15 protein-coding genes and 3 pseudogenes are annotated in these 20,682 nt (G+C 53.8%); 11 read left to right on the forward strand and 7 right to left on the reverse strand.

Features of this window, described 5'->3' with window-relative positions:
• Nucleotides 1-737, reverse strand: a pseudogene (locus tag G5171_RS03065) (hypothetical protein); the annotation flags it as partial.
• A 306-nt stretch (nucleotides 738-1,043) separates the two neighbouring features.
• Here G5171_RS03065 and G5171_RS03070 point away from each other — a divergent pair.
• The 3 genes from G5171_RS03070 (at nucleotide 1,044) to G5171_RS03080 (ending at nucleotide 5,156) form a co-directional block, all read left to right on the forward strand.
• Complete coding sequence (locus G5171_RS03070; protein ID WP_421259811.1) at nucleotides 1,044-2,282, forward strand: uracil-xanthine permease family protein; 1,239 nt, start codon at nucleotides 1,044-1,046, stop codon at nucleotides 2,280-2,282.
• A 551-nt stretch (nucleotides 2,283-2,833) separates the two neighbouring features.
• A complete protein-coding gene (locus G5171_RS03075) occupies nucleotides 2,834-3,565 on the forward strand; it encodes a substrate-binding periplasmic protein (protein WP_005334783.1) in 732 nt (243 codons plus the stop codon).
• 64 nt (nucleotides 3,566-3,629) lie between these two features.
• The gene (locus tag G5171_RS03080; protein ID WP_421259812.1) at nucleotides 3,630-5,156 is read left to right on the forward strand and encodes a methyl-accepting chemotaxis protein; all 1,527 of its coding nucleotides are present in this window, start codon (nucleotides 3,630-3,632) and stop codon (nucleotides 5,154-5,156) included.
• Nucleotides 5,157-5,310: 154 nt separating this feature from the next.
• Here the strand turns inward: G5171_RS03080 and G5171_RS03085 are convergent, their stop codons facing one another.
• A complete protein-coding gene (locus G5171_RS03085) occupies nucleotides 5,311-5,733 on the reverse strand; it encodes a GNAT family N-acetyltransferase (protein ID WP_005347629.1) in 423 nt (140 codons plus the stop codon).
• Nucleotides 5,734-5,888: 155 nt separating this feature from the next.
• Between G5171_RS03085 and G5171_RS03090 the strand changes: the two genes are divergently transcribed.
• The gene (locus G5171_RS03090) at nucleotides 5,889-6,389 is read left to right on the forward strand and encodes an SRPBCC family protein (RefSeq protein WP_005347626.1); all 501 of its coding nucleotides are present in this window, start codon (nucleotides 5,889-5,891) and stop codon (nucleotides 6,387-6,389) included.
• 205 nt (nucleotides 6,390-6,594) lie between these two features.
• Here G5171_RS03090 and glk read toward each other — a convergent pair.
• Nucleotides 6,595-7,566, reverse strand: a pseudogene (gene glk / locus G5171_RS03095) (glucokinase); the annotation flags it as partial.
• Between the two features lie 344 nt (nucleotides 7,567-7,910).
• Between glk and G5171_RS03100 the strand changes: the two are divergent.
• From G5171_RS03100 to G5171_RS03115, 4 genes are all read left to right on the forward strand, one after another.
• Nucleotides 7,911-8,768 carry a MurR/RpiR family transcriptional regulator gene (locus G5171_RS03100; protein ID WP_005347620.1) on the forward strand — a complete coding sequence of 286 codons (858 nt, stop codon included), beginning with the start codon at nucleotides 7,911-7,913 and terminating at the stop codon, nucleotides 8,766-8,768.
• 174 nt (nucleotides 8,769-8,942) lie between these two features.
• Nucleotides 8,943-10,382 carry a pyruvate kinase gene (gene pyk / locus G5171_RS03105; RefSeq protein ID WP_421259813.1) on the forward strand — a complete coding sequence of 480 codons (1,440 nt, stop codon included), beginning with the start codon at nucleotides 8,943-8,945 and terminating at the stop codon, nucleotides 10,380-10,382.
• A 203-nt stretch (nucleotides 10,383-10,585) separates the two neighbouring features.
• Nucleotides 10,586-11,362 (forward strand): beta cell expansion factor BefA, encoded by a 777-nt coding sequence (befA, locus tag G5171_RS03110; RefSeq protein WP_005347598.1) that lies wholly within the window; start codon nucleotides 10,586-10,588, stop codon nucleotides 11,360-11,362.
• A gap of 224 nt (nucleotides 11,363-11,586) precedes the next feature.
• The gene (locus G5171_RS03115; protein ID WP_421259814.1) at nucleotides 11,587-13,935 is read left to right on the forward strand and encodes a YgiQ family radical SAM protein; all 2,349 of its coding nucleotides are present in this window, start codon (nucleotides 11,587-11,589) and stop codon (nucleotides 13,933-13,935) included.
• A 59-nt stretch (nucleotides 13,936-13,994) separates the two neighbouring features.
• Here G5171_RS03115 and G5171_RS03120 read toward each other — a convergent pair whose 3' ends face one another.
• From G5171_RS03120 to G5171_RS03135, 4 genes and pseudogenes are all read right to left on the reverse strand, one after another.
• Nucleotides 13,995-16,070 (reverse strand): AAA family ATPase, encoded by a 2,076-nt coding sequence (locus G5171_RS03120; protein ID WP_323940001.1) that lies wholly within the window; start codon nucleotides 16,068-16,070, stop codon nucleotides 13,995-13,997.
• The gene (locus G5171_RS03125; protein ID WP_194496491.1) at nucleotides 16,060-16,512 is read right to left on the reverse strand and encodes a hypothetical protein; all 453 of its coding nucleotides are present in this window, start codon (nucleotides 16,510-16,512) and stop codon (nucleotides 16,060-16,062) included. Before G5171_RS03125 ends, G5171_RS03120 begins: the two co-directional genes overlap by 11 nt.
• A complete protein-coding gene (locus G5171_RS03130; protein WP_244775439.1) occupies nucleotides 16,509-17,429 on the reverse strand; it encodes a hypothetical protein in 921 nt (306 codons plus the stop codon). The genes G5171_RS03125 and G5171_RS03130 overlap by 4 nt, the downstream gene beginning before the upstream one ends.
• Before the next feature lie 392 nt (nucleotides 17,430-17,821).
• Nucleotides 17,822-18,121: pseudogene (locus G5171_RS03135) on the reverse strand (histidine acid phosphatase); the annotation flags it as partial.
• Nucleotides 18,122-18,205: 84 nt separating this feature from the next.
• Here G5171_RS03135 and G5171_RS03140 point away from each other — a divergent pair.
• The 3 genes from G5171_RS03140 to G5171_RS03150 all read left to right on the forward strand — a co-directional run bounded on the left by G5171_RS03140 (nucleotide 18,206) and on the right by G5171_RS03150 (nucleotide 20,625).
• Nucleotides 18,206-19,156, forward strand: a complete 951-nt coding sequence (locus tag G5171_RS03140) for a transposase (protein ID WP_216953146.1) — start codon at nucleotides 18,206-18,208, stop codon at nucleotides 19,154-19,156.
• Between the two features lie 228 nt (nucleotides 19,157-19,384).
• Nucleotides 19,385-19,582: a hypothetical protein gene (locus tag G5171_RS03145; protein ID WP_421231591.1), complete on the forward strand. Its 198-nt coding sequence runs from the start codon at nucleotides 19,385-19,387 to the stop codon at nucleotides 19,580-19,582.
• 128 nt (nucleotides 19,583-19,710) lie between these two features.
• Nucleotides 19,711-20,625, forward strand: coding sequence for a Gfo/Idh/MocA family protein (locus G5171_RS03150; RefSeq protein ID WP_421259815.1), 915 nt, complete (start codon nucleotides 19,711-19,713; stop codon nucleotides 20,623-20,625).
• Nucleotides 20,626-20,682: the final 57 nt, after the last annotated feature.

The raw sequence follows: 20,682 nt of genomic DNA on the forward strand, positions 1-20,682 counted from the left end.
CCTCCGCCGCTGTTGCTGCCTCCGCCGCTGTTGCTGCCTCCGCCGCTGTTGCTGCCTCCGCCGCTGTTGCTGCCTCCGCCGCTGTTGCTGCCTCCACCACTGCTGCCCCCACTGCCACCATCGCCATCTTTGTTGTGAACGATCAGCTCATTGGCGATGTAGCTGTGGCTGCCATCGAGCAGCAGATTGAAGAGTGCGGTAGTGGGAGATGCCTCGATCCAGCAGAGTGACTCAACCAGCAGTAATTCCGGCTGGGGTTGCAGGGCCAGATTGCCCGTCACCATGACAGGTGCCGAGCGACACATTATCTGCATGCCGGTAAATAGCGGCACTACCGCCAGTTGCGGGTTTTCGGTTCGGGTCATGGCCGGTGAGATAGCTGCCCAGCCCCGAGTGGTCAGCAGAGGGTGCTCAGCGGTAAAGAACGGGGGCAGATCATTGATCCCGTAGAGTCTGCGCTTGCCCAGTATGACCCGTTCGACCGCCAGGATCCGGTTACTGCCGCCGTGCTGATCCAGCACCTGTTCACCGACCCGGAGCGTCTCTATGGGGCGGGTGGAACCATCGGCCATCGTGATGCGAGTGCCGGCGATAAAGCAGGACTTGGCATAGGCCTGATTCATTTGCCACTCATTTTGGGCGAAATCATAACTGAACGGGTTCGCAAACAGGGCGAGTGCGATGGCCGAGCCAATAAGCAATCTGCGCTGGCTGGCCTTGAATGGGGGCTGTGACATGGGGACTCCTTGTCCATCTTGATTCACAGGATCCATTATAGAGCGCGCCCCTGGCGGCGGCATTTTTGACCATGAACACAATAAACATGATGGAAAAACGATTGGCGTTCGTCACAATAATGCGTAAAATCACATACTCGATGCTTGTAGCAACGAATCCCGCCTAAAAAGCCAGTTTCATGCCCTTCCCAAGCAGTAAAAGGCAACAAGTGACGTATTTGTGTTCATTTCGTGCCTTGGAAAAGTCTTGTGATAACTGAAAAGTGATAAATATCCCCGTCAGTTATCAAAAAATTAAGGACATCCATGTTTTCCTTAGTCAAGCAAAGTGTCGCCGGGCTGCAAATCCTGTTTGTCGCCTTCGGTGCCATGGTTCTGGTGCCCCTGCTCACCGGACTGAACCCCTCCATGGCCCTGCTTGGCGCCGGTGTGGGCACCCTGTTGTTCCAGCTCTGCACCCGCCGCCAGGTCCCGATTTTCCTCGGTTCCAGCTTTGCCTTCATCGCCCCCATCATCTACGCCACCCAGACCTGGGGATTGCCATCCACCATGTTTGGCCTGTTTGCCGCCGGTTTCATGTATTTCATTCTGGCTGCGCTGATCCGGGCAAAAGGGATGGGCTTTGTGCACAAATTGCTGCCTCCGGTGGTGATTGGCCCGGTGATCATGGTGATCGGTCTTTCTGTGGCGCAGGTTGCCTGCAACATGGCGATGGGCCGCGCCGGTAGTGAGCAGGTGGTTCCTGCGGGAACTGCGCTGACACTGGCCGGTATCTCGCTGGCGGTCACCCTGATTGCAGCAGTGTTCTGCAAGGGGTGGATCAAGCTGATCCCCATCCTGTGCGGCGTGATTGCCGGTTATTTCTCGGCGGTCTTCATGGGCCAGGTGAGTTTCGATGGCATGGTGAACGCCCCCTGGCTGGCGCTGCCCCACTTCGAAACCCCGGAGATCAACTGGGCTGCTGCGTTGTTCATGTTGCCGGTAGCCATCGCCCCCTGTATCGAGCATATCGGTGGCGTGTTGGCGATTGGTGGCGTGACTGGCAAGGATTACACCAAGGATCCGGGTTTGCACCGTACGCTGGCCGGTGACGGCATCGGCGTCTGCTTCGCCGGTTTCATCGGTGGCCCACCCGTGACCACCTACGCCGAAGTGACCGGTGCCGTGATGATCACTCGCAACTTCAATCCGGTCACCATGACATGGGCTGCGGTGTTTGCCATCATTCTGGCCTTCTTCGGCAAGTTCAATGCGCTGCTTACCTCCATCCCCATGCCGGTGATGGGCGGTATCATGCTGCTGCTGTTCGGATCCATCGCTGCCATCGGTCTCAAGACGCTGGTGGAATCCAAGGTGGATCTGGGACTGTCACGCAATATCGCCATCGTCGCCGTGACTCTGACCGTCGGTGTCGGTGCGCTGGAGATGAAGATTGGCGACTTCGCGCTGGCCGGTGTTGGCCTGGCCTCTGTTGCCGCCATCCTGCTCAACCTGATCCTGCCTGCGCACTCCGAAGAGGGTGTGATGGACGCGGCCAAGGACTGAGTTTCACCAGACGTTTATTGTTGATTTGGAGAAGGCCACCTCGCGGTGGCCTTCTGTTTTTCGGGTATCTCGCGCCACTTTGTGGCTCGGCGGTGCTTATCTGGAATCTAATCTGGAAGCAGATGAGGGGGTTAGCATTCTCATTTGACGTATCTCTTTTCGTGACCTTAGCTAAAGGACAGGTTTGGCTCTGAGGTCTCCTCGAGCAGTATGGGAAAATGGATGTTGGCGTTTTCTATCATTTCTCTCCCAGACCTCTGTCGTAAAACGATGCGCTTTTTCTTTGCCACGGCGCTGTTGTATGGCAGAGGCTTATCCGCCCCACTCCGCACTCCCCTTATGCTGCCCTAGCATGTTTCCACCTCGATTTGTTGTGAGCCTCCCTCGCCGGTTGCGTTTCGTTGCGCACAGGCAAAATCCGGATCTGTTTGCTGCTGCACATGGGTGGGCGGCGAGCCGTGAAAGCCGGCATGACCCCAGCGGGTCAGACGTGCACCGCCATCGGTAACGGCGGATGTTCAGGGATGAATGGCAAGCAAAGCGAGGTTGCAATGAACTATCAACTGCTGTGGAAAAGTGCAATTTTTTCAGTCTCTTCCATGATGGCGATAAGCGCGGTTCAGGCTGCGCCACTGAACGTGATGACCGAGGATTACCCGCCATTCAACATGCAGGGGGAGGGGGGCAAGATTGTCGGGCTGTCGACCGAGGTGGTCGAAGAGCTGTTCAAGCGTGCCGGGGTCGAATACAAGCTGACCCTGATGCCCTGGAAACGGGCGTACGAAGATACCCTCGGCACCCCCAATACCGCCCTCTACTCCACGACCCGCACTCCGGAGCGGGAAGCACTGTTCAAGTGGGTAGGGCCGCTGGTCAATAACAACTGGGTGTTTTTCTCCAGTTCGACCGCCAATATCACGGTCAAGTCGCTGGAAGATGCCAAGCAGTATTCGGTGGGTGGCTATAACGGCGATGCGGCCGCCGAGTATCTCAAGGCACAGGGATTTGCCAAGTTGCAGCTGGCTGCCAACGATACCGCCAACGTGAAAAAACTGGAGGCGGGCCGCATCGATCTTTGGGCAACCGGCCAGTATCTGGCGCCTTATCTGGCCAGCAAGGAGAAAGTAGCTTCACCAAAGCCGGTCTTCGTGTTCAAGGAAACCCAGATGAGCTTGGCGTTTAACAAGGATACGCCCGATGAGCTCATCACCAAGCTCAACGAGATCCTCGCTGCCATGAAGGCGGATGGCACCATCGACAAGATCAATGCCAAGTACCAGTAACAGTACCAATAGCAAGTGCCGCTGAATGGCACTGTGCCGGCTGCCGTAAAACCGGGAGGAAACCATGGATTGGAAAAGTCTGACGTTCAGGATTGCCGTGTTGACCTCCCTGTCGGTGAGTCTGCTACTGGTGTTGTTTGGCGCTTACAACTACAACGCGGTCAGGGCGGAGAGCTACAGCAAACAGAGTGCGCTGGTCGAGCAGGCCATCGGCCGGCTACAGCTCTCCCTGCCCGGCCCGCTGTGGAATTATGAATCGGCCTTCATCGAGGCATCGCTCAAGTCCGAGCTGGCGGCCGATATCCTGAGTGCTTTGCTGGTGGTCAACAAGGACAAGCTGGTGGCCGGGTTTGCCCGTGACTCGGCGGGGAGCATTGCCCCTGTGACAGCCATGCCTGCCGATACCGCTGCCTATGGGGGATATGACCTGGTCTATGACGACAGCGGCCAGAAAAACACCGTGGCCCGATTGCTGGTGCAAACCAGTGATGCTGCCATTCAGGCCCAACTGCGCCAGCAGTTGATCACTACCGTCTGGCAGATCCTTGTGCTCGATCTCTGCATCATTGCGCTGCTGATGGTGCTGATTCATCGCAATGTGCTGAGACCACTTCATCAGATGAATCAGGCGGTGTTCGATCTGGCCAAAGGAGAGGGGGATCTGACCCGGCGTCTGAAGATTAGCCGTCAGGATGAGATGGGCGCGTTGGCCACCAACATCAACCACTTTATTGCCAAGTTGCAGGAGATGGTGGCGGAGATCAACGAGCTCTCTGCCGGCGTGCTGCAGACCGCCGAACGTTGTGACACCCTTGCGGCGGATACTCGGGGCGCCAGTGATGCCCAGCAACAGGAACTGGATCAGGTCGCGACTGCCATTACCGAGATGAGTCAGGCGGTACAGGAGGTGGCAGGTAATGCAGTGAAGACTGCTACGGCGACCGATGAGGCCAACCTTTATGTCGAGCAGGGCTACAATCTGGCCGGTCATGCCAATCAGGCGATTCGCCAGCTGGTGGGAGAGGTGGAACGGGTGGCGGGGCTGATGCGTTCCCTTTCTACCGAGAGTAGCAGCATTGGCAATATTATCGAAGTGATCAATGGTATTGCCGAGCAGACCAATCTGCTGGCGCTCAATGCCGCCATCGAGGCTGCGAGGGCTGGGGATCAGGGGCGCGGTTTTGCGGTGGTGGCCGATGAAGTGCGAACCTTGTCAGGTCGTACCCGTCAGTCGACCGAAGAGATCAGTGCCAGCATCAAACGGCTGCAACAAGCGACCCAGAATGTTGGTGCCGGGATGCTGCTGAGCCAGGAGCAGGCCTCTCGTGCGGGAGCCGAAGCAGCTGATGTACAGATATCGGTGGAGAAGATAAAAAACCAGGTCAGTTTGATCCGCGAGATGAACATGTATATTGCCCAAGCCTCGGAAGAGCAACATTCTGTAGCGGAGGCGGTGAGCCATAGCGTGAACCGGATTGCCACCCTTAATAGCGAGAGCGCGGCCAGGGTGGTGCAAGTGGCTGAAGCCAGCAGCGATTTGCGCCAGCTCTCCGGTCAGCTCGATACCCTCCTCAAGCTGTTTCGAGTCTAGAGAGCACGTACGCCCTGGGGGGATCCTCGGTGCGAGCGGTGGTCGCGATCACGCGCGCAACGGGTGGTCGTGGTGTTCTCATTTTCTGCCATGCAATCCCGGATCGATATTTTCCCTTTCCGAGACCATGTATGACAGTCTGGAGTGCGGTTGTCTACTCACGACACAGCTTGCACCAGGGGCCTGTGATCTCGCAATACCCGGTCTCGTTGCCATGCTGCCAGCCAAGCCGATGATAGAAGGCCACGGCCGCCGTATTGCGGGTTGCCACCTTGAGTGATGCCTTGCAGGGACTATCAGCCAGACCATGTTCGAGCAGCGCTCGCCCAATCCCCTGACCATGCCAGTCGCTCGCAACGTACAAATGATGCACAAAGTGCTCGGGTTGCCATACGGCGATAAATCCACAGACAGTCCCCCCTCGCTCTGCCACCCATATCTCTTCTCCCCGGGTCTGCTCGATAAAGTCATCCAGGTGAAACAGGGAGGGGTCTACCCAGTGAAAGGTTTGTCTGCGGCCTTGTAAAAACAGCTTGGCCAGCGGGGTGATATCACGTTCTTCCATGCGCCTGATCATCATGCTCTCCCAAGGGCGGTCACTGTTCCCTGTTGCGCGCTGGCAAGGTTATCTGGGGCAAATGACAAGGGTGTGATTAAGGGCTGTCCATTACATTTGTCATGGGGCTATACTGCCGAAGTCCCCTGTATGGATGGCGTGAGGATTGTTGATTTATGGACAATAAACAGATTGAAGGCAACATTTTTGTTCCGGCTCATATCGATGACGTGTGGCACGCCTGGACGACAGAGAGTGGTCTGCGCAGTTTTCTGGCTCCCGAGTGTTTGATGGTCGCCGAACCGAATGGCCCCTTCGAAATCTACTTCAGGCCTGATGCTCCACTGGGTGAACGGGGGAGTGAAGGGTGCAGGGTCATGGCCGTCATGCCCTATGATCTGCTCAGCTTTAGCTGGAATTTTCCGCCCAGTCTGCCCCATATTCGTCAGCAGAAGACTCAGGTTTGTCTGCGCTTTGTGCCGGAAGGGCAGGGCACTCGCCTCTACTTCCTGCAAACCGGTTGGGCCAATGATCCTGATTGGAATCAGGGGTATGCCTACTTTAGGGAAGAGTGGCTGGAGACCAGCTTGCCACGGTTGCAGTACCGCTTTACCCATGGCCCCATCGACTGGAACAACCCGCCCGACAAGACACAGTTGAAGGCGCTGGCCCAGTAGTGTCCGATCTCAGAGATAAAAAAAACCGGCCAGAAGGCCGGTTGAAACAGTTCAGGCTTGTCAGGTGACAAACGTATCCAGCGGATGAGAGTCGCTTTCCACTCCTTGTGAAGTGCGGCCCTCTTGGTTACGTGCTGCTACTATATGCCATCCACACTGAATCGATGCTGAACCACGGATGTTCCAGCTTCACTCCACTTTCCAATCAGATGGTAATCCCCATCGACTGGCGCAGGTAAGCGCCAGCACCGAGCAGGCCAGGCCCTTCATGGGTGATCAGGAATACCGGAATATCCTTGAGGTAGGATTTGAAACGGCCCTTGTCTTCAAAGGCAACCCGGAAACCGGAACTGGTGAAGAACTCCTGGAAGCGCGGCACTATCCCACCTGCGATATAGACGCCGCCAAAGGTGCCCATATTGAGCGCCAGGTTGCCGGCAAAGCGGCCCATCAGCACGCAGAACAGGCTCAGGGTGCGACGGCAATCCAGACACTCGCCCGCCAGCGCACGTTCGGTGATGTCTTTGGGAGCGAACGGCTCCGGATCACGACCATCGGATTTCACCAGCCCGCGATAGAGATTGACCAGGCCCGGGCCGGATAAGAAACGCTCGGCCGAGACATGGCCCAGTTCGCCACGCATCACCTGCAGCACCGCATCTTCCTCTTCGGTGTTGGCGGCAAAATCCACATGACCCCCTTCGCCCGGCAGGCTCAACCACTGATCGCCCGCCTTGACCAGATGCGCAACCCCAAGGCCGGTGCCCGCTCCATAGATGGCGATGGGTTTGCCAGCCACCGGTGCGGCGCCGCCCAGCTGGATGCGATCCGATTCGGCCAATACCGGTACCGCCATCGAGACCGCGGTAAAGTCGTTGATTACTTGCAGGCGCGCCAGCCCGAGATTGCTCTGCATCTCGCTGATGGAGAACTCCCAGCTGTGGTTGGTCATGGCGACCCAGTCACCATTGATGGGGCAGGCGATGGCGATGCAGGCTTCAGCCACCTCGACCTTGTGTTCCTCCAGATAGAGGCGAACCACGGCTTCAAGGCTGGGATGGGCCAGACCTGAGTAGGTCTTTGCCTGAGAGATAGTACCGGTGGCCAGCTCACACAGGGCCAGACGTGCATTGGTACCGCCGACATCGCCGACCAGCGCATGGGTATGCTGCATAACAACTCCTTCGTTACAGGATGGGGACGACTGTGGTGTCCCGACATTATTGTTGGATTATGACGGCCCATTCTATCCGAGCTCAGGCTCACTCACCCGCCGGATCGATACAAACGTGCGCCTGCTCACAGTGTTGTTGCTTTGCAACATTTGTAAGCGGTTTCACAGCGAGGTGACGTTTTGTAACGAAAAGTACGAAATAATTAGAGATGAGTCATACTTTGTACGGCAGGCGTTAGTTGCGATAACCGCTTGTCTTGTATAGTCATCAGCTTGATTGGAAACCTGCTTAGCCGTAGATTTAGTGCAAAGACACTGAAGCTAAATTACAAAAACGTCTGGTGGTGATGATGAATACCCTTGATAAAATTACGAACAACCTGGAAAGTTTCAGTAAATCAGAACGCAAGGTTGCCGAGGTGATCCTGGCGTCTCCCCAGACCGCCATCCACTCCAGCATCGCCGCCCTGGCCAAAATGGCCGACGTCAGTGAACCGACCGTCAACCGTTTTTGCCGTCGCCTCGATACCAAAGGCTTCCCCGATTTCAAACTCCATCTGGCCCAGAGCTTGGCCAATGGCACTCCTTACGTCAATCGTCATGTGGAAGCAGAAGACGGCCCCGATACCTACACGGCCAAAATCTTCGAATCCACCATGGCTTGTCTGGATGCCGCCAAGAACAGCCTGGATATCTCGGCCATCAACCGCTGTGTCGATATCCTGACCCAGTCCAAGAAGATCAGCTTCTTTGGTCTTGGCGCCTCCTCAGCCGTTGCCCGCGATGCCCAGAACAAGTTCTTCCGCTTCAATATCCCGGTGGTGAGCTTTGACGATATCGTCATGATGCGCATGAGCTGCATCAACAGCAGCGAAGGGGATGTGGTGGTGCTGATCTCCCATACCGGCCGCACCAAGGCGCTGGTCGAGATCGCCGCGCTGGCGCGCGAGAACGACGCCACCGTCATCGGCATGACCGCCAAGGATTCCCCACTGGCGCGCGAGTGCAACCTGGTGCTCTCCATGGATGTGCCGGAAGATACCGATGTCTACATGCCGATGGCTTCCCGCATCGCGCAGCTGGCGCTGGTGGATGTGCTGGCAACCGGATTTACCCTGCGCCGGGGGATGAAATTTCGTGAAAACCTGAAGAAGGTAAAAGAGGGATTGCGCGAATCCCGCTTTGAAACACCACACTCTTCCTGAATCGTCGGGGGCTTTGGCCCCCGACTGTCTATGCCACCCTCCTTGGTGTAGTCTTGATGTGGTATTGTAACTTAATAACAAAAACCACCCGGATGGTTTGCAAGCGGGTGCATCGAGCCATCGGCTTGATGGGGCAGAATCTCAAATTATCTCAACTTCATATTGGAGTCTTTCATGCCTAGACGTACAAAGATTGTAACCACACTTGGTCCGGCCACCGACCGCGAAGGGATCCTCGAAGGGATTATCCGCGCCGGCGCCGACATGGTGCGGATGAACTTCTCTCACGGCACTCCTGAAGATCATATCCAGCGCGCCAATCAGGTGCGTGACATTGCTGCCAAGCTCGGCCGCCACGTTGCCATCATGGGTGACCTGCAAGGCCCGAAAATCCGTGTATCCACCTTCAAAGACGGCAAGATCTATCTGGCCATCGGTGACAAGTTCGTGCTGGATGCAGCCCTGGGCAAGGGTGAAGGTTGTCAGGAGCAGGTCGGCATCGACTACAAGAGCCTGCCAAATGATGTGGTGCCGGGTGACATCCTGTTGCTGGACGATGGCCGTGTACAACTGAAAGTCGAGAGCGTGGAAGGCACCCGCATCCACACCACTGTGACAGTGGCGGGTCCGCTCTCCAACAACAAGGGCATCAACAAGAAAGGGGGCGGTCTCTCCGCGCCAGCCCTGACCGAGAAAGACAAGGAAGATATCAAGACAGCCGCGCTGATGAACGTGGATTATCTGGCCGTCTCCTTCCCGCGCTGCGGTGATGACCTGCGTTACGCCCGCGAACTGGCTCGCGAAGCTGGCTCCAATGCCAAGATCGTGGCCAAGGTTGAGCGCGCCGAGACTGTCGCCACCGACGAAGCGATGGAAGATATCATCCTCGGCTCTGATGCCGTGATGGTCGCCCGTGGCGATCTGGGCGTCGAGATCGGTGACCCCGAGCTGGTTGGCGTACAGAAGAAGCTGATCCGCTTCTCCCGTCGTCTGAACCGGGTGGTGATCACCGCGACCCAGATGATGGAGTCGATGATCAACGCGCCGCTGCCGACCCGTGCCGAAGTGATGGACGTGGCCAACGCCGTGCTGGATGGTACCGATGCGGTGATGCTCTCTGCCGAAACCGCCGCCGGTCAGTTCCCCATCGAGACTGTGACCTCCATGGCGAGCGTCTGTGTCGGTGCCGAGAAGCACCCGAGCCTGAACGTTTCCAATCACCGCATGAGCTACACCTTCACCTCGGTGGAAGAGGCGGTTGCCATGTCCACCATGTACGCAGCCAACCACCTGGAAGGGGTCAAGGCGATCGTGGCGCTGACCGAATCGGGCACCACTCCGCTGCTGATGTCCCGTATCAGCTCCGGTCTGCCGATCTTCGCCATGTCTCCCCACAACAAGACCCTGGCCTGGACCAACCTCTACCGTGGCGTGACCCCTGTGCTGTTCGACGGTGACGAGACCAAGCCGGTCTACGAAGTGTGTCGCGACGCGCTGGCCGTGCTCAAGGAGAAGGGGCTGCTGCAAAGCGGTGACATGGTACTGCTGACCCACGGTGACAAGATGGAAACCGTCGGCAGTACCAACACCTGCAAGGTGATGATGGTCGAATAAGCCCGTCCGGTTTTACAGTGTTCAACAAGGCTGCTCCTCTCTGATGAGCAGCCTTTTTATTTCTGGCTGTGGCGGGATAAACAGGACTCAATGATTGCTTAACCGGATTCCCCTTCCGATAATGCGGGAGTGGTTTTCACCGGGTAGCCTGTTGTAGGGGATCGCAGGGTAACCCAGACACTCGACAATACGGGAGTGAAAAAATGAACAAGCGTAACTGGTTGCTGGCCCTGTCACTGACGTTGGTGGTGTCACCCAGCCATGCCGACTGGGAGAAACTGAAGGCTGCCGCCGCCGATCTCGGCACCGCCGTGAGTGAGACGGGCAAGGAGGTGTGGCAGGACGTCAGCGACTTCTCCAAAAAGAGCTGGGCCTCCATCTCTGCCTGGGGTGAAGAGGCGTTCAACACCGCCGGGGTCTGGACCGACAAGAGCATCGCCACCGGCAAGGAGTGGCTGAAGGTAGCCGACAAGAAGCTCGACGAGATGCTGGAGCCCAAAACCCCGCAAGAGGCGCGGGTGGCGCTCAACACCATGGCCGACACGGCACTGGTGCGCCTGTTCAATGAACAGCCTTCAGCCAAGTTGCTGTTTGACAAGGCGTATGGCTACGCAGTATTCGATTCGCGCAAGTTCTCCCTGATGCTGCATACCAATCAGGGCGCCGGGGTGGCCATCAATCGCAAGAGTGGCAAACACACCTATATGAAGATGTTTGGCGCGGGGCTGGCGGCCGGTATCGGTGGCAAGTTCTATCAGCAGGTGATCCTGTTTGAAGACAAGGCCAGATTCGATGCCTTCGTGACCCAGGGGTGGGAGGCCACCTCAGAAGTGGGTGTGGTAGCTGGCAAGGAGAGCGCCGAGCTGACCGCCAAATACAACGGTGGCATGGCCATCTACCAAATCGGCGAGAAGGGATTGCTGTTCGATGCCAACATCTCCGGCTCCAAATACTGGATCGACAAGGATCTGAGTCAGTAACCATTCAGGCGGTGAGCCCCCCGCATTGGCCCGGCTCACCGTGCGGCAGTTGCAGTCAAAGATCGCCCGCACTCATCCTGCGGGCGTGCTTGTTTGTGGTGGCGTGATGCGGGTGTTGGATGGCAAAGCGCCTTTTCCCGCGCGAATGCTGGGGACAAAAAGCCATCGCTCCCCTTGGCCGCAACCGGTATAATGCGCGACCCGAATTTTTCCAGGTGTTCAAAATGCAGCCGGTACCCAACCTTTTCTCCTATCCCCGCTATTGGGCCGAGTGCTACGGCACGGCGCCCTTCCTGCCCATGTCCCGCAAAGAGATGGACAAGCTGGGTTGGGACAGCTGCGATGTCATTCTGGTGACGGGGGATGCCTATGTGGATCACCCGAGCTTCGGCATGGCGGTCATCGGCCGGATGCTGGAAGCGCAGGGCTTTCGGGTCGGCATCATCGCCCAGCCGGACTGGTCATCCAAGGATGACTTTATGCGTCTGGGCAAACCGAACCTCTTCTTCGGGGTCACCGCGGGCAACATGGACTCCATGATCAACCGCTACACCTCCGACAAAAAGCTGCGCCACGACGACGCCTACACCCCGGGGGATGTGGGCGGCAAGCGGCCGGATCGCGCCACCCTGGTCTATACCCAGCGCTGCAAGGAGGCCTTCAAGGAGGTGCCGGTCGTTATCGGCGGCATCGAGGCATCCCTGCGCCGTATCGCCCACTACGACTACTGGTCCGAGACCATCCGCCGCTCCATCCTGCTCGATGCCAAGGCCGATATCCTCATCTACGGCAACGCCGAGCGGCCGCTGGTGGAAGTGGCCCACCGTATTGCGGCGGGGGAGAGCATCGACACCATGCAGGATATTCGCGGCACTGCCGTCATCCGCAAGGAGCCGCTGCCGGGCTGGAAAGGGGTGGATTCGAGCAAGCTCGACCAGATTGGCCGCATCGATCCCATCATGAACCCTTATATGGAAGGGGCCCCATGCTCGGACGACGCCACTGAAGCGGCCCCTGCCGCGCAGGAGGCCCAGCCTGTGCTGGTGCAGCCGGCCAAACCCAAGCCGTGGGAAAAAACCTATGTGAAGCTGCCGGCGTTCGAGCGGGTGAAAGAGGACAAGGTGCTCTACGCCCACGCCTCGCGCATTCTGCACCACGAGACCAACCCCGGCTGTGCCCGCGCCCTGTCGCAGGCCCACGGCGATCGCATCGTCTGGGTCAACCCGCCCGCCTTCCCGCTCGAAACCGAGGAGATGGACGGCGTCTTCGGCCTGCCCTACCAGCGGGTGCCGCACCCGGCCTATGGTAACGAGAAGATCCCGGCCTTCGAGATGATCAAGACCTCGGTCAACATCATGCGCGGCTGCTTTGGCGGCTGCTCCTTCTGCTCCATCACCGAGCACGAAGGGCGCATCATCCAGAGCCGCTCGGAAGAGTCGATCCTCAAAGAAATCGAAGATATCCGCGACAAGGTGCCGGGCTTTACCGGCGTCATCTCGGATCTCGGCGGCCCCACCGCCAACATGTACAAGCTGCGCTGCAAGAGCCCCAAGGCCGAGCAGACCTGCCGTCGCGCCTCCTGTGTCTGGCCCACCATCTGCCCGCACATGGACACCGACCACAGCCCGACCATCAACCTCTATCGCAAGGCGCGCGACCTCAAGGGGATCAAGAAGATCCTCATCGCCTCCGGCGTGCGTTACGACATCGCGGTCGAAGATCCCCGCTATATCAAGGAGTTGGCCAAGTACCACGTCGGCGGCTACCTCAAGATCGCACCGGAACACACCGAGGAGGGGCCGCTCTCCAAGATGATGAAGCCGGGCATGGGCAGCTACTACCAGTTCAAGGAGCTGTTCGACAAATACTCCAAAGAGGCGGGCAAGCAGCAGTACCTGATCCCCTACTTTATCTCCGCCCACCCGGGCACCACGGATGAAGACATGATCAATCTGGCGCTCTGGGTCAAAGAGAACCGCTTCAAGCTCGATCAGGTGCAGAACTTCTACCCGTCGCCGCTCGCCAATGCCACCACCATGTATTACACGGAGAAAAACCCGTTAAACAAGGTGAGCCGTACCGGTGGCGATGTCTTCGTCGCCAAGGGCGAGCGCCGTCGCCGCCTGCACAAGGCGCTGCTGCGCTACCACGACCCCGCTGGCTGGCCGATGATCCGCGAAGCCCTGCTCGCCATGGGCAAGGGCCACCTGATTGGCAGTGGCCCCGGCTGTCTGGTGCCTGCGGAAGGGCGCAACGAGCGCGCCGCCAGCGGCAAGGGGATGAAACCGGCCCTGACTCGCCATAGCAACATCAGTCACCAGCGTGGCAATGGCACAGGCAACAAGCCGGTGGGCTCCCAACTGCAAAAAGGGGCGGCTAATGGCAAACCGGCCGCACAGGGTGAAGGCAAGCATGCTGGCCAGAATGCGGGTAAGAGCAAACCTGCCGGAAAACCCGCCCATAAGGGGAAAACCCCGACCCGCGCAGGTTCCTCCAAGCCAGGTGCCAAACCCGCAGCTCAAGGCGGCAAGCCAGCGGCCAAAGGAAATGGTGCCAAGCGACCGGCTAGGTAAGTTTTCCTGACTGAAAAGCGATAGAAAATAAAAAGGCGACCGGATGGTCGCCTTTTTATTTATAATGGGCCTATTAGTTTTCTTGGTAAAATATCAACGTTAAATGCAGTCAGGCCTTCAGTGGATTCTTTGTAGTTTTCATCACTTTCATCAAATGATGCAGAGACAATACTTTGCAAATTGAGTGTGGAAGATAATGCCATAAGCAATTTGTTCATACTTTTTACGCCCATAGAATGTTGCGCAGGTTCATCGAAGATAATAAATCTTGGATGGTTTCCATTATATGTATCTGATGTTTTGTATATCGATATTAAGTATGACCATATTAGTCTGACAAAATCACTTGCTGATGAATCTGATTTTATATCAGCAGTGTTGCGCTTCCTTTCAGTTGGAGTATCAATGTTTTCACGTAGCTCAATTCCCATTAAATATGGTAATAGTGTAGAAGGCTCAATTTTGACTTCATTAATATTTGCGCTTCTATAACCAAAGCTCTGTGCTAGTTCTTTAAATGTTTTTTCTAAAAAATCGACTTTTTTCTTGTCTGAAAATGAGAGTGTGTAAGTTGATAGTTGCGCGATTTCTTTTTGTATTTTTTTATATCTTTCAGATAGTTTATTGAAATTGCTTACCAGTTTTTCCACTTCATTTTCTGCATGTTCTAATTCGCTAACTCTGTTTTCTATTATTATTTTCTTTCTTATGTCTGCTTCTTTTATTTGATTTGTTGATTTCATATCTCTTTTTAGAGAAATTAGAATTTGTTTTTGTTCTGTTATTTTTCTTGTGATTGTAATCAGTTGTTCTTTGTTTGCCATGATCTCTTTTTCCAGCCCTGCTGAAATTGATTTAATCATGTTTTTTTGGTTTTCTAAATGAACTATGTTTTCATCTATAGTCATGGGCATAGACAGACTATCTGGTGGCATTAGAATGTCATCGACAGGCTGCATACATGTATGACATTTGCCTTTGGCAATGCTTAGATTACTCTGCTGTGCTCCAAACTTGATAATTTTAGATGTTAGTTTGTTTGCTTTTAGATCTTTTTCAATATCGATTAGATTTTCTTTATATTGAATGAGTTGTGATTCACTGATTTTAATTTGGCTACTGCACATGCTTAGGGCTATAAGTAGCTCATCAATATTATTTTGCAATATCAAAATGTCAGCAGCTGATTCATTTGGTAATGAGTCATCTTCTACTGGTTTTTTATTTATCTCATTCCACTGTGAAAGAAGCTCTTCTTTTACCTTTCTAATATCTTTTATTTCAGATTTATCCCATTCGCCTATGTTAACAAGTGTGGAGTCAAAGTCATTAACCGGGTTTTTGGGGATACCACTAAATGCAATGCCCTTATACTCGGTCGTTAATTTCATATCTGTAATATTAGATGACCATTGAGCGAAAAGCCTATCTCTTGATGTTAATAATTCACTTAGTCTTTTATTGTTTCTGAATGTATCAAGATCAAGTAGAAAACTTGCCACTTTTTCTCTCATGCCTGATATTCCATAATATGGAATGTTAGCTATGTAGTCTGTCCACCCTCTTTTTTGCTCAATGATTAATGCGGAGAAAACAGACTGTAGATACAGTTTTGCACCTTTCCCTTTGTTATCTGAAATTTCAGGTAAAGATAGTTTCATAAAACGCTCTAAATAAGCATAGAATCCTCTTTCCGGATCTTGTGCTGAGCCAGGGTCATGAACAAATGTAAAATGATTTTTATATGAATTTTGGCTGTCTTTTTTAGAAAGATACGGACCTTCAATTATTTGAATCAATTTCGTATCAGTATCTTTTGATTTTATATATCGTTTCAGTGTTATTATTCTATTTTCGTCGTTCTCGATTTCTAAGTATATGGCAGACTCAAATACAGATATTTCAACACCATCATATTCAAATTTATCTTTTAATGCATAAGGTAGGGCTGTAGGGCCCTTAGCTCCTATAATTTCCTCCATACCAAGAGCATAAATTAAGGAGTTAACAAAAGTACTTTTACCCGAGGAGTTATCCCCTCGAATAATATTAAGGCCACTGGAAAAACTGAAATGATAACCAAAGTGTTTATCATGTTCTGTGGTGATCTTTACCAATAGTTTTTTAAACTTCATTACACCACCTTTTTGCTGCCGCATTAACCATTTTTTCTGTTATCTTGTTCCCTATTTGAAGTAGCTTTGGATATTCATCTTCAAATAGTGCTTTTGAGTCACTCTGATAGAGGAAATATTCCCCCTTTTTTGATAGTTTATATGCGCCATTAGATAGCTTTTCAACTAACGATTCTGATATTGCAAATTCTATTGCCATATTTAAAGAGGGATCAATACCCCATATACCTATAATTAAATCACCTTGAATTGCCGAGATATTTAACATATCTAAGCGTTTCATATCTAACATCGCCCAATTAAATAAATGAAGTTTCAATAGGCTAGATTTTTTTCCAATGCAACAACAATTTAATATCAATAAAATTTTTGATATTTTATATAAAGGTCTAAGCTCCGGTATTACTGAGGCTTTCCTTCTTTGGAAATTAACTTTGCTCATTCAGTTATTCTCATTGGGCATTCAGCGATCCATCTTGCTGTCATATGATTGACTATATTTGTTAGATCATTACTGTCAATAGCGCTTATAGAAGGGTCTTGTCGAAGTTTTTCAGTGAGCTTATCTTGGATGTGAGTAATCAATTCTCTAGGACTATCTTCCCATGTGGCTGAGTTTTCTTCGACATAATCCTCGAACGTGTTAATTATTCTTAATATTTTCTCATGAAGCTCAGGAGTTTGATTGTATATGCTTCTAAGTATTGAGTATCCATCAAAATAATTCCTTTTCGTTATTTCATTTAATTTCAGGTGTGTATCTTTATTATATTCCATTTTTTTAATGCTACGGATTTTGTTTTTGTCATATATGTTTTTATCGTATTCGGTCGTGTTTTTAGGATCACCTAGTTGTGAGGTGTTATTAGTGGCGAATTGAATCTTTATATCTTGAGCAAGTTGTATATTTCTAATGTCTAAAATGTAAAACCCAATATCATGTATCAACACAGTGAATGTATTATCAAGAAGAGTGAGGTTTTTATTTCTCATCTCAATCTCTTTCGTTCTAGCGTGGGCAAGTAAATCGTTTTTAGATATTTCTGGAGTTATGAAAATCCATTTTTTTATTTTTGAACATCCAATTCTTGCAATTATTGCTTTCTCATATAATTCCAGTTTGTTTAGGTCGGTGGTGATCTTGTCACGCTGTTTATCATATAGAGTTGCTGTATCATATTGCTTGTCTGGGCAGTAACATTGTATAGCAATACCTTCAGCTAATACGAAACCTTCTATACCAAAATCACCTGGAGAGGCGAGCATTTCTTGATAGGTATCATATTTTCTTTTAAATACAGCTTGAATCAATGACTCCCATTTATCACCATCCATCGGTCCAATTGAGCTTATATACATACGTTTATTCCAATATATAAAGTTTTTAGTGAGTCACTAATGGTATTTTGTGCATATATGGGTGTACCGACTTTAGCAATTGGTTACGAAGTAAAAATCCCACGCTACCGCCCGTGGATTACAGCTTCCAATATGCTCCATTGACCTGCGTTGGCAGCAACCCATCGCAGCTCAACAGGTTCTGAATGACCATGGTAAGCCAAACGAAACTGCCGAGGCGAGACTTAAAGTGACCTAACTATCAGAAATTAATCGTTTTTTGAGCTTGATCAGCAAATGGAGCCGGAAGGCGGCTTTATAGCCATATCCCGCTTTGGCTGGCAGGGAAGGGGAGTGAATTAGGGCGACCCGCTGGTCGCCCCTTGTGATTGCCATATCCGGCGCGCTAGGGGTTAGCCGTTATAGCCGTAGCAGCGCTTGAGCTCCTCGAAGTCGTAGTAGTGGCTGCCGCTTTGGTAGGGCTGGCAGCCGGTTTTAAAGGCGATCTCCTTTTCGTTGTAGAGCATCTTGACCAGCACCTGCCGCTGCCCGTTCTGGTAGATATCCCACTGAATATTGGCGGTATAGGGGGAGACCCAGCCGCCTCGCCACTCGTTGTTCTGCTGGCTGAACAGCTGATCCGGGCTGGCCCCCTGACGGCTCCCTTTCAGCTTCATCAGGGCGGCGAGGGGGATAATGGCTTCGGCGTGGGCAAGGCATTTTTTCGGGACACCCACCTTTTTGACAGTGGCGTAGGGCTGTTCTTGACTTAAGAGGTCACCGTTGAGGGATGTGCCATGACCATTGCCCGTTCACGTCAAATCAGCTTGCAGGATACGCCTTACTACCATGTGGTCAGCCGCTGTGTGCGGCGAGCCTTTCTGTGTGGTGACGATGCCCATTCTGGCCAGAGTTATGAGCATCGGCGTCAGTGGGTGGTCGACAAGTTGGGGCAACTATCGCGGCTGTTTGCAATTGGCATTTGTGCTTATGCGGTGATGAGCAATCATTATCATCTGGTGCTCAAGGTGGAGCCCGATACCGCAGCCAACTGGAGTGAGCGGGAGGTGGCTGAGCGCTGGGCGGCGCTATTCCAGTGGCCGCATTTGGTCAGGCGCTGGTATCAGGGGGAGATGTTGATCGAGCCTGAGCTGGCTGTCGTGCAGCAATTGCTGGCCCAATGGCGGGAGCGGCTTCACTCCATAAGTTGGTTTATTCGGCTACTCAATGAAAATCTGGCCCGTCAGGCCAATCAGGAAGATGGTTGCAAGGGCCATTTCTGGGAGGGGCGCTTCAAGAGTCAGGCTTTGCTCACCGAATCCGCCTTGTTGGCCTGTATGGCGTATGTTGACCTCAATCCGATACGAGCTGCGTTGACCGATCGGCCAGAGCAGAGTGAATACACCAGTATCAAACAGCGCCTTGACGCGCCTGCTACTACTGAGGTTTTGCCACCACTTTTGCTGCCGTTTGCCCGCCAGGGTAAGCCTGAAGAGCTGCCTTATGCCTTCAGCGACTACCTGATGCTGGTTGATTGGACTGGTCGTGCTATTCGGCCCGACAAGCGGGGTCATATTCCGGCCCAATTTGGACCCATTCTGGAACGATTGGGACTCGATGCTGTTCGCTGGTTGAAGCAGGTGACGCTGTTCAGGCGACAAGGGATCAGAGTGGTGGGAGACAGATATCAATGTCAGCAGTTTGCCCGCCACTGTGGCCAGCGACGATGCCATCAACCAAGGCTGTGATAGCTTTGCATCCACCCTGCTGATAGCTCCGGGTATTGCACATAGTCCAATAAATGGCTGTGCAGGGGCTGTTGCTTTCTAAACCTGACAATCTCTCCCACCAGCCTACTTTTGCAGGCATCAGCTCGGATACACACCCCTTATTGGGCCTGCAAGTAGCCTAATAGTGGCTTGCTCCAAAAGGTGGGTGTCCCAATTTGATTCTCTTACACCTCGCTGCAAGCCTTTATGTCGGTCAATGACGTGGCGGCCTGCATTCCGTCGGCCATCGCCACCCTCGGCGATTTTCGCATGCTGGAGCTGGCCGGGGCGCCGCAGCAGTTCGAGGTGGTGGTTGGCAGACACCGCAAAAGTCAGGGCAATCTCGCCATCGAGTGGCTGGCCGAGGTGATCAAGTCGGTCTGCGATCTTGCCATGCCTAAATAACGTCGCCGTTTGCACAGAGCTGCGCACGCCAGCCAGTTTGCTAACGGCAGGCTGGATCTGCGGGACAAATCCTGCGATGGTGCGGGCAGTTATCCGCTTGTCCCGTTATCGAGTGAAAAGGAGTTGAGATGCGCATTGCCATGATTGGTCTGGGGGATATCGCCCAGAAAGCCTATCTGCCGCTGCTGGCGAGCGACGAGCGGATCACCCCGCTGCTCTGCACCCGGAGTCCATCGGTGCTGGAGAAGCTGGCCCGCCAGTATCGGGTCGCCGAGTGCTTTACCGATGTGGCGGCCCTGCTGGCCAGCCGTCCCGACGCCGTGATGATCCACGCCGCTACCGCCGTTCACCGCGAGCTGGCCGAGCAGTGCCTGCGCGCAGGGATCCCCACCTTTGTCGACAAGCCCCTGTGCGACAATCTGGCCGAGGCCGAGGGACTGGCCAACCTCGCCATCGCGCAAGACTGCGCCCTCTTTACCGGTTTCAACCGCCGCTATCTGCCCGCCATGGATGCTGCCCGTGCCCAGCCGCTCACTGAGCTTAACTGGCAAAAACACCGCTTCGCTCTGCCGGGCAAGGCGCGGGATTTTCTGTTCGACGACTTTATCCATGTGCTCGACAGCCTCTGCTTCTATGGCGCCGTGCCGGGCGGCGACGTTCATGCGGTATTGCGCCCCTGTGCGCAGGACAACAGCTTGCTGGCCGGGGTAAGCGTCAGCTGGCAGAGCGGCGATCGTGCCATCAGCGGCAGCATGAACCGCAGCGCCGGGATCACCGAGGAGCGCATCGATGCCTACGGCGACAACCTCTCCCTGCACCTTGAGAACTGCACTCGCGGCATCATCGCCCGCGATAAGCAGGCCGAGATGCTTAGCCCCAGCGACTGGCAGCCGGTGCTGGCCCAGCGCGGCTTTGCCGCCATGCTGGAGCACTGGTATCAGCAGGTTGAAATCGGCAAGGCGGATAGCGAGCTGATCGCCTCCTACCTGCACGGTCACCGGCTGGCGGAGCAGCTGGTCGTGCTGGCTGACAAGCGGGGATAAGGCTGGCTGGAAGTGCGCGTGGCATGAATGCGCGGTGCGTGAGAAAGACGCATGAAA

The sequence above is a fragment of the Aeromonas sp. 600774 genome (genome assembly GCF_049175075.1).
In the GTDB taxonomy this organism is placed as follows: Bacteria; Pseudomonadota; Gammaproteobacteria; order Enterobacterales; family Aeromonadaceae; genus Aeromonas; species Aeromonas veronii_A.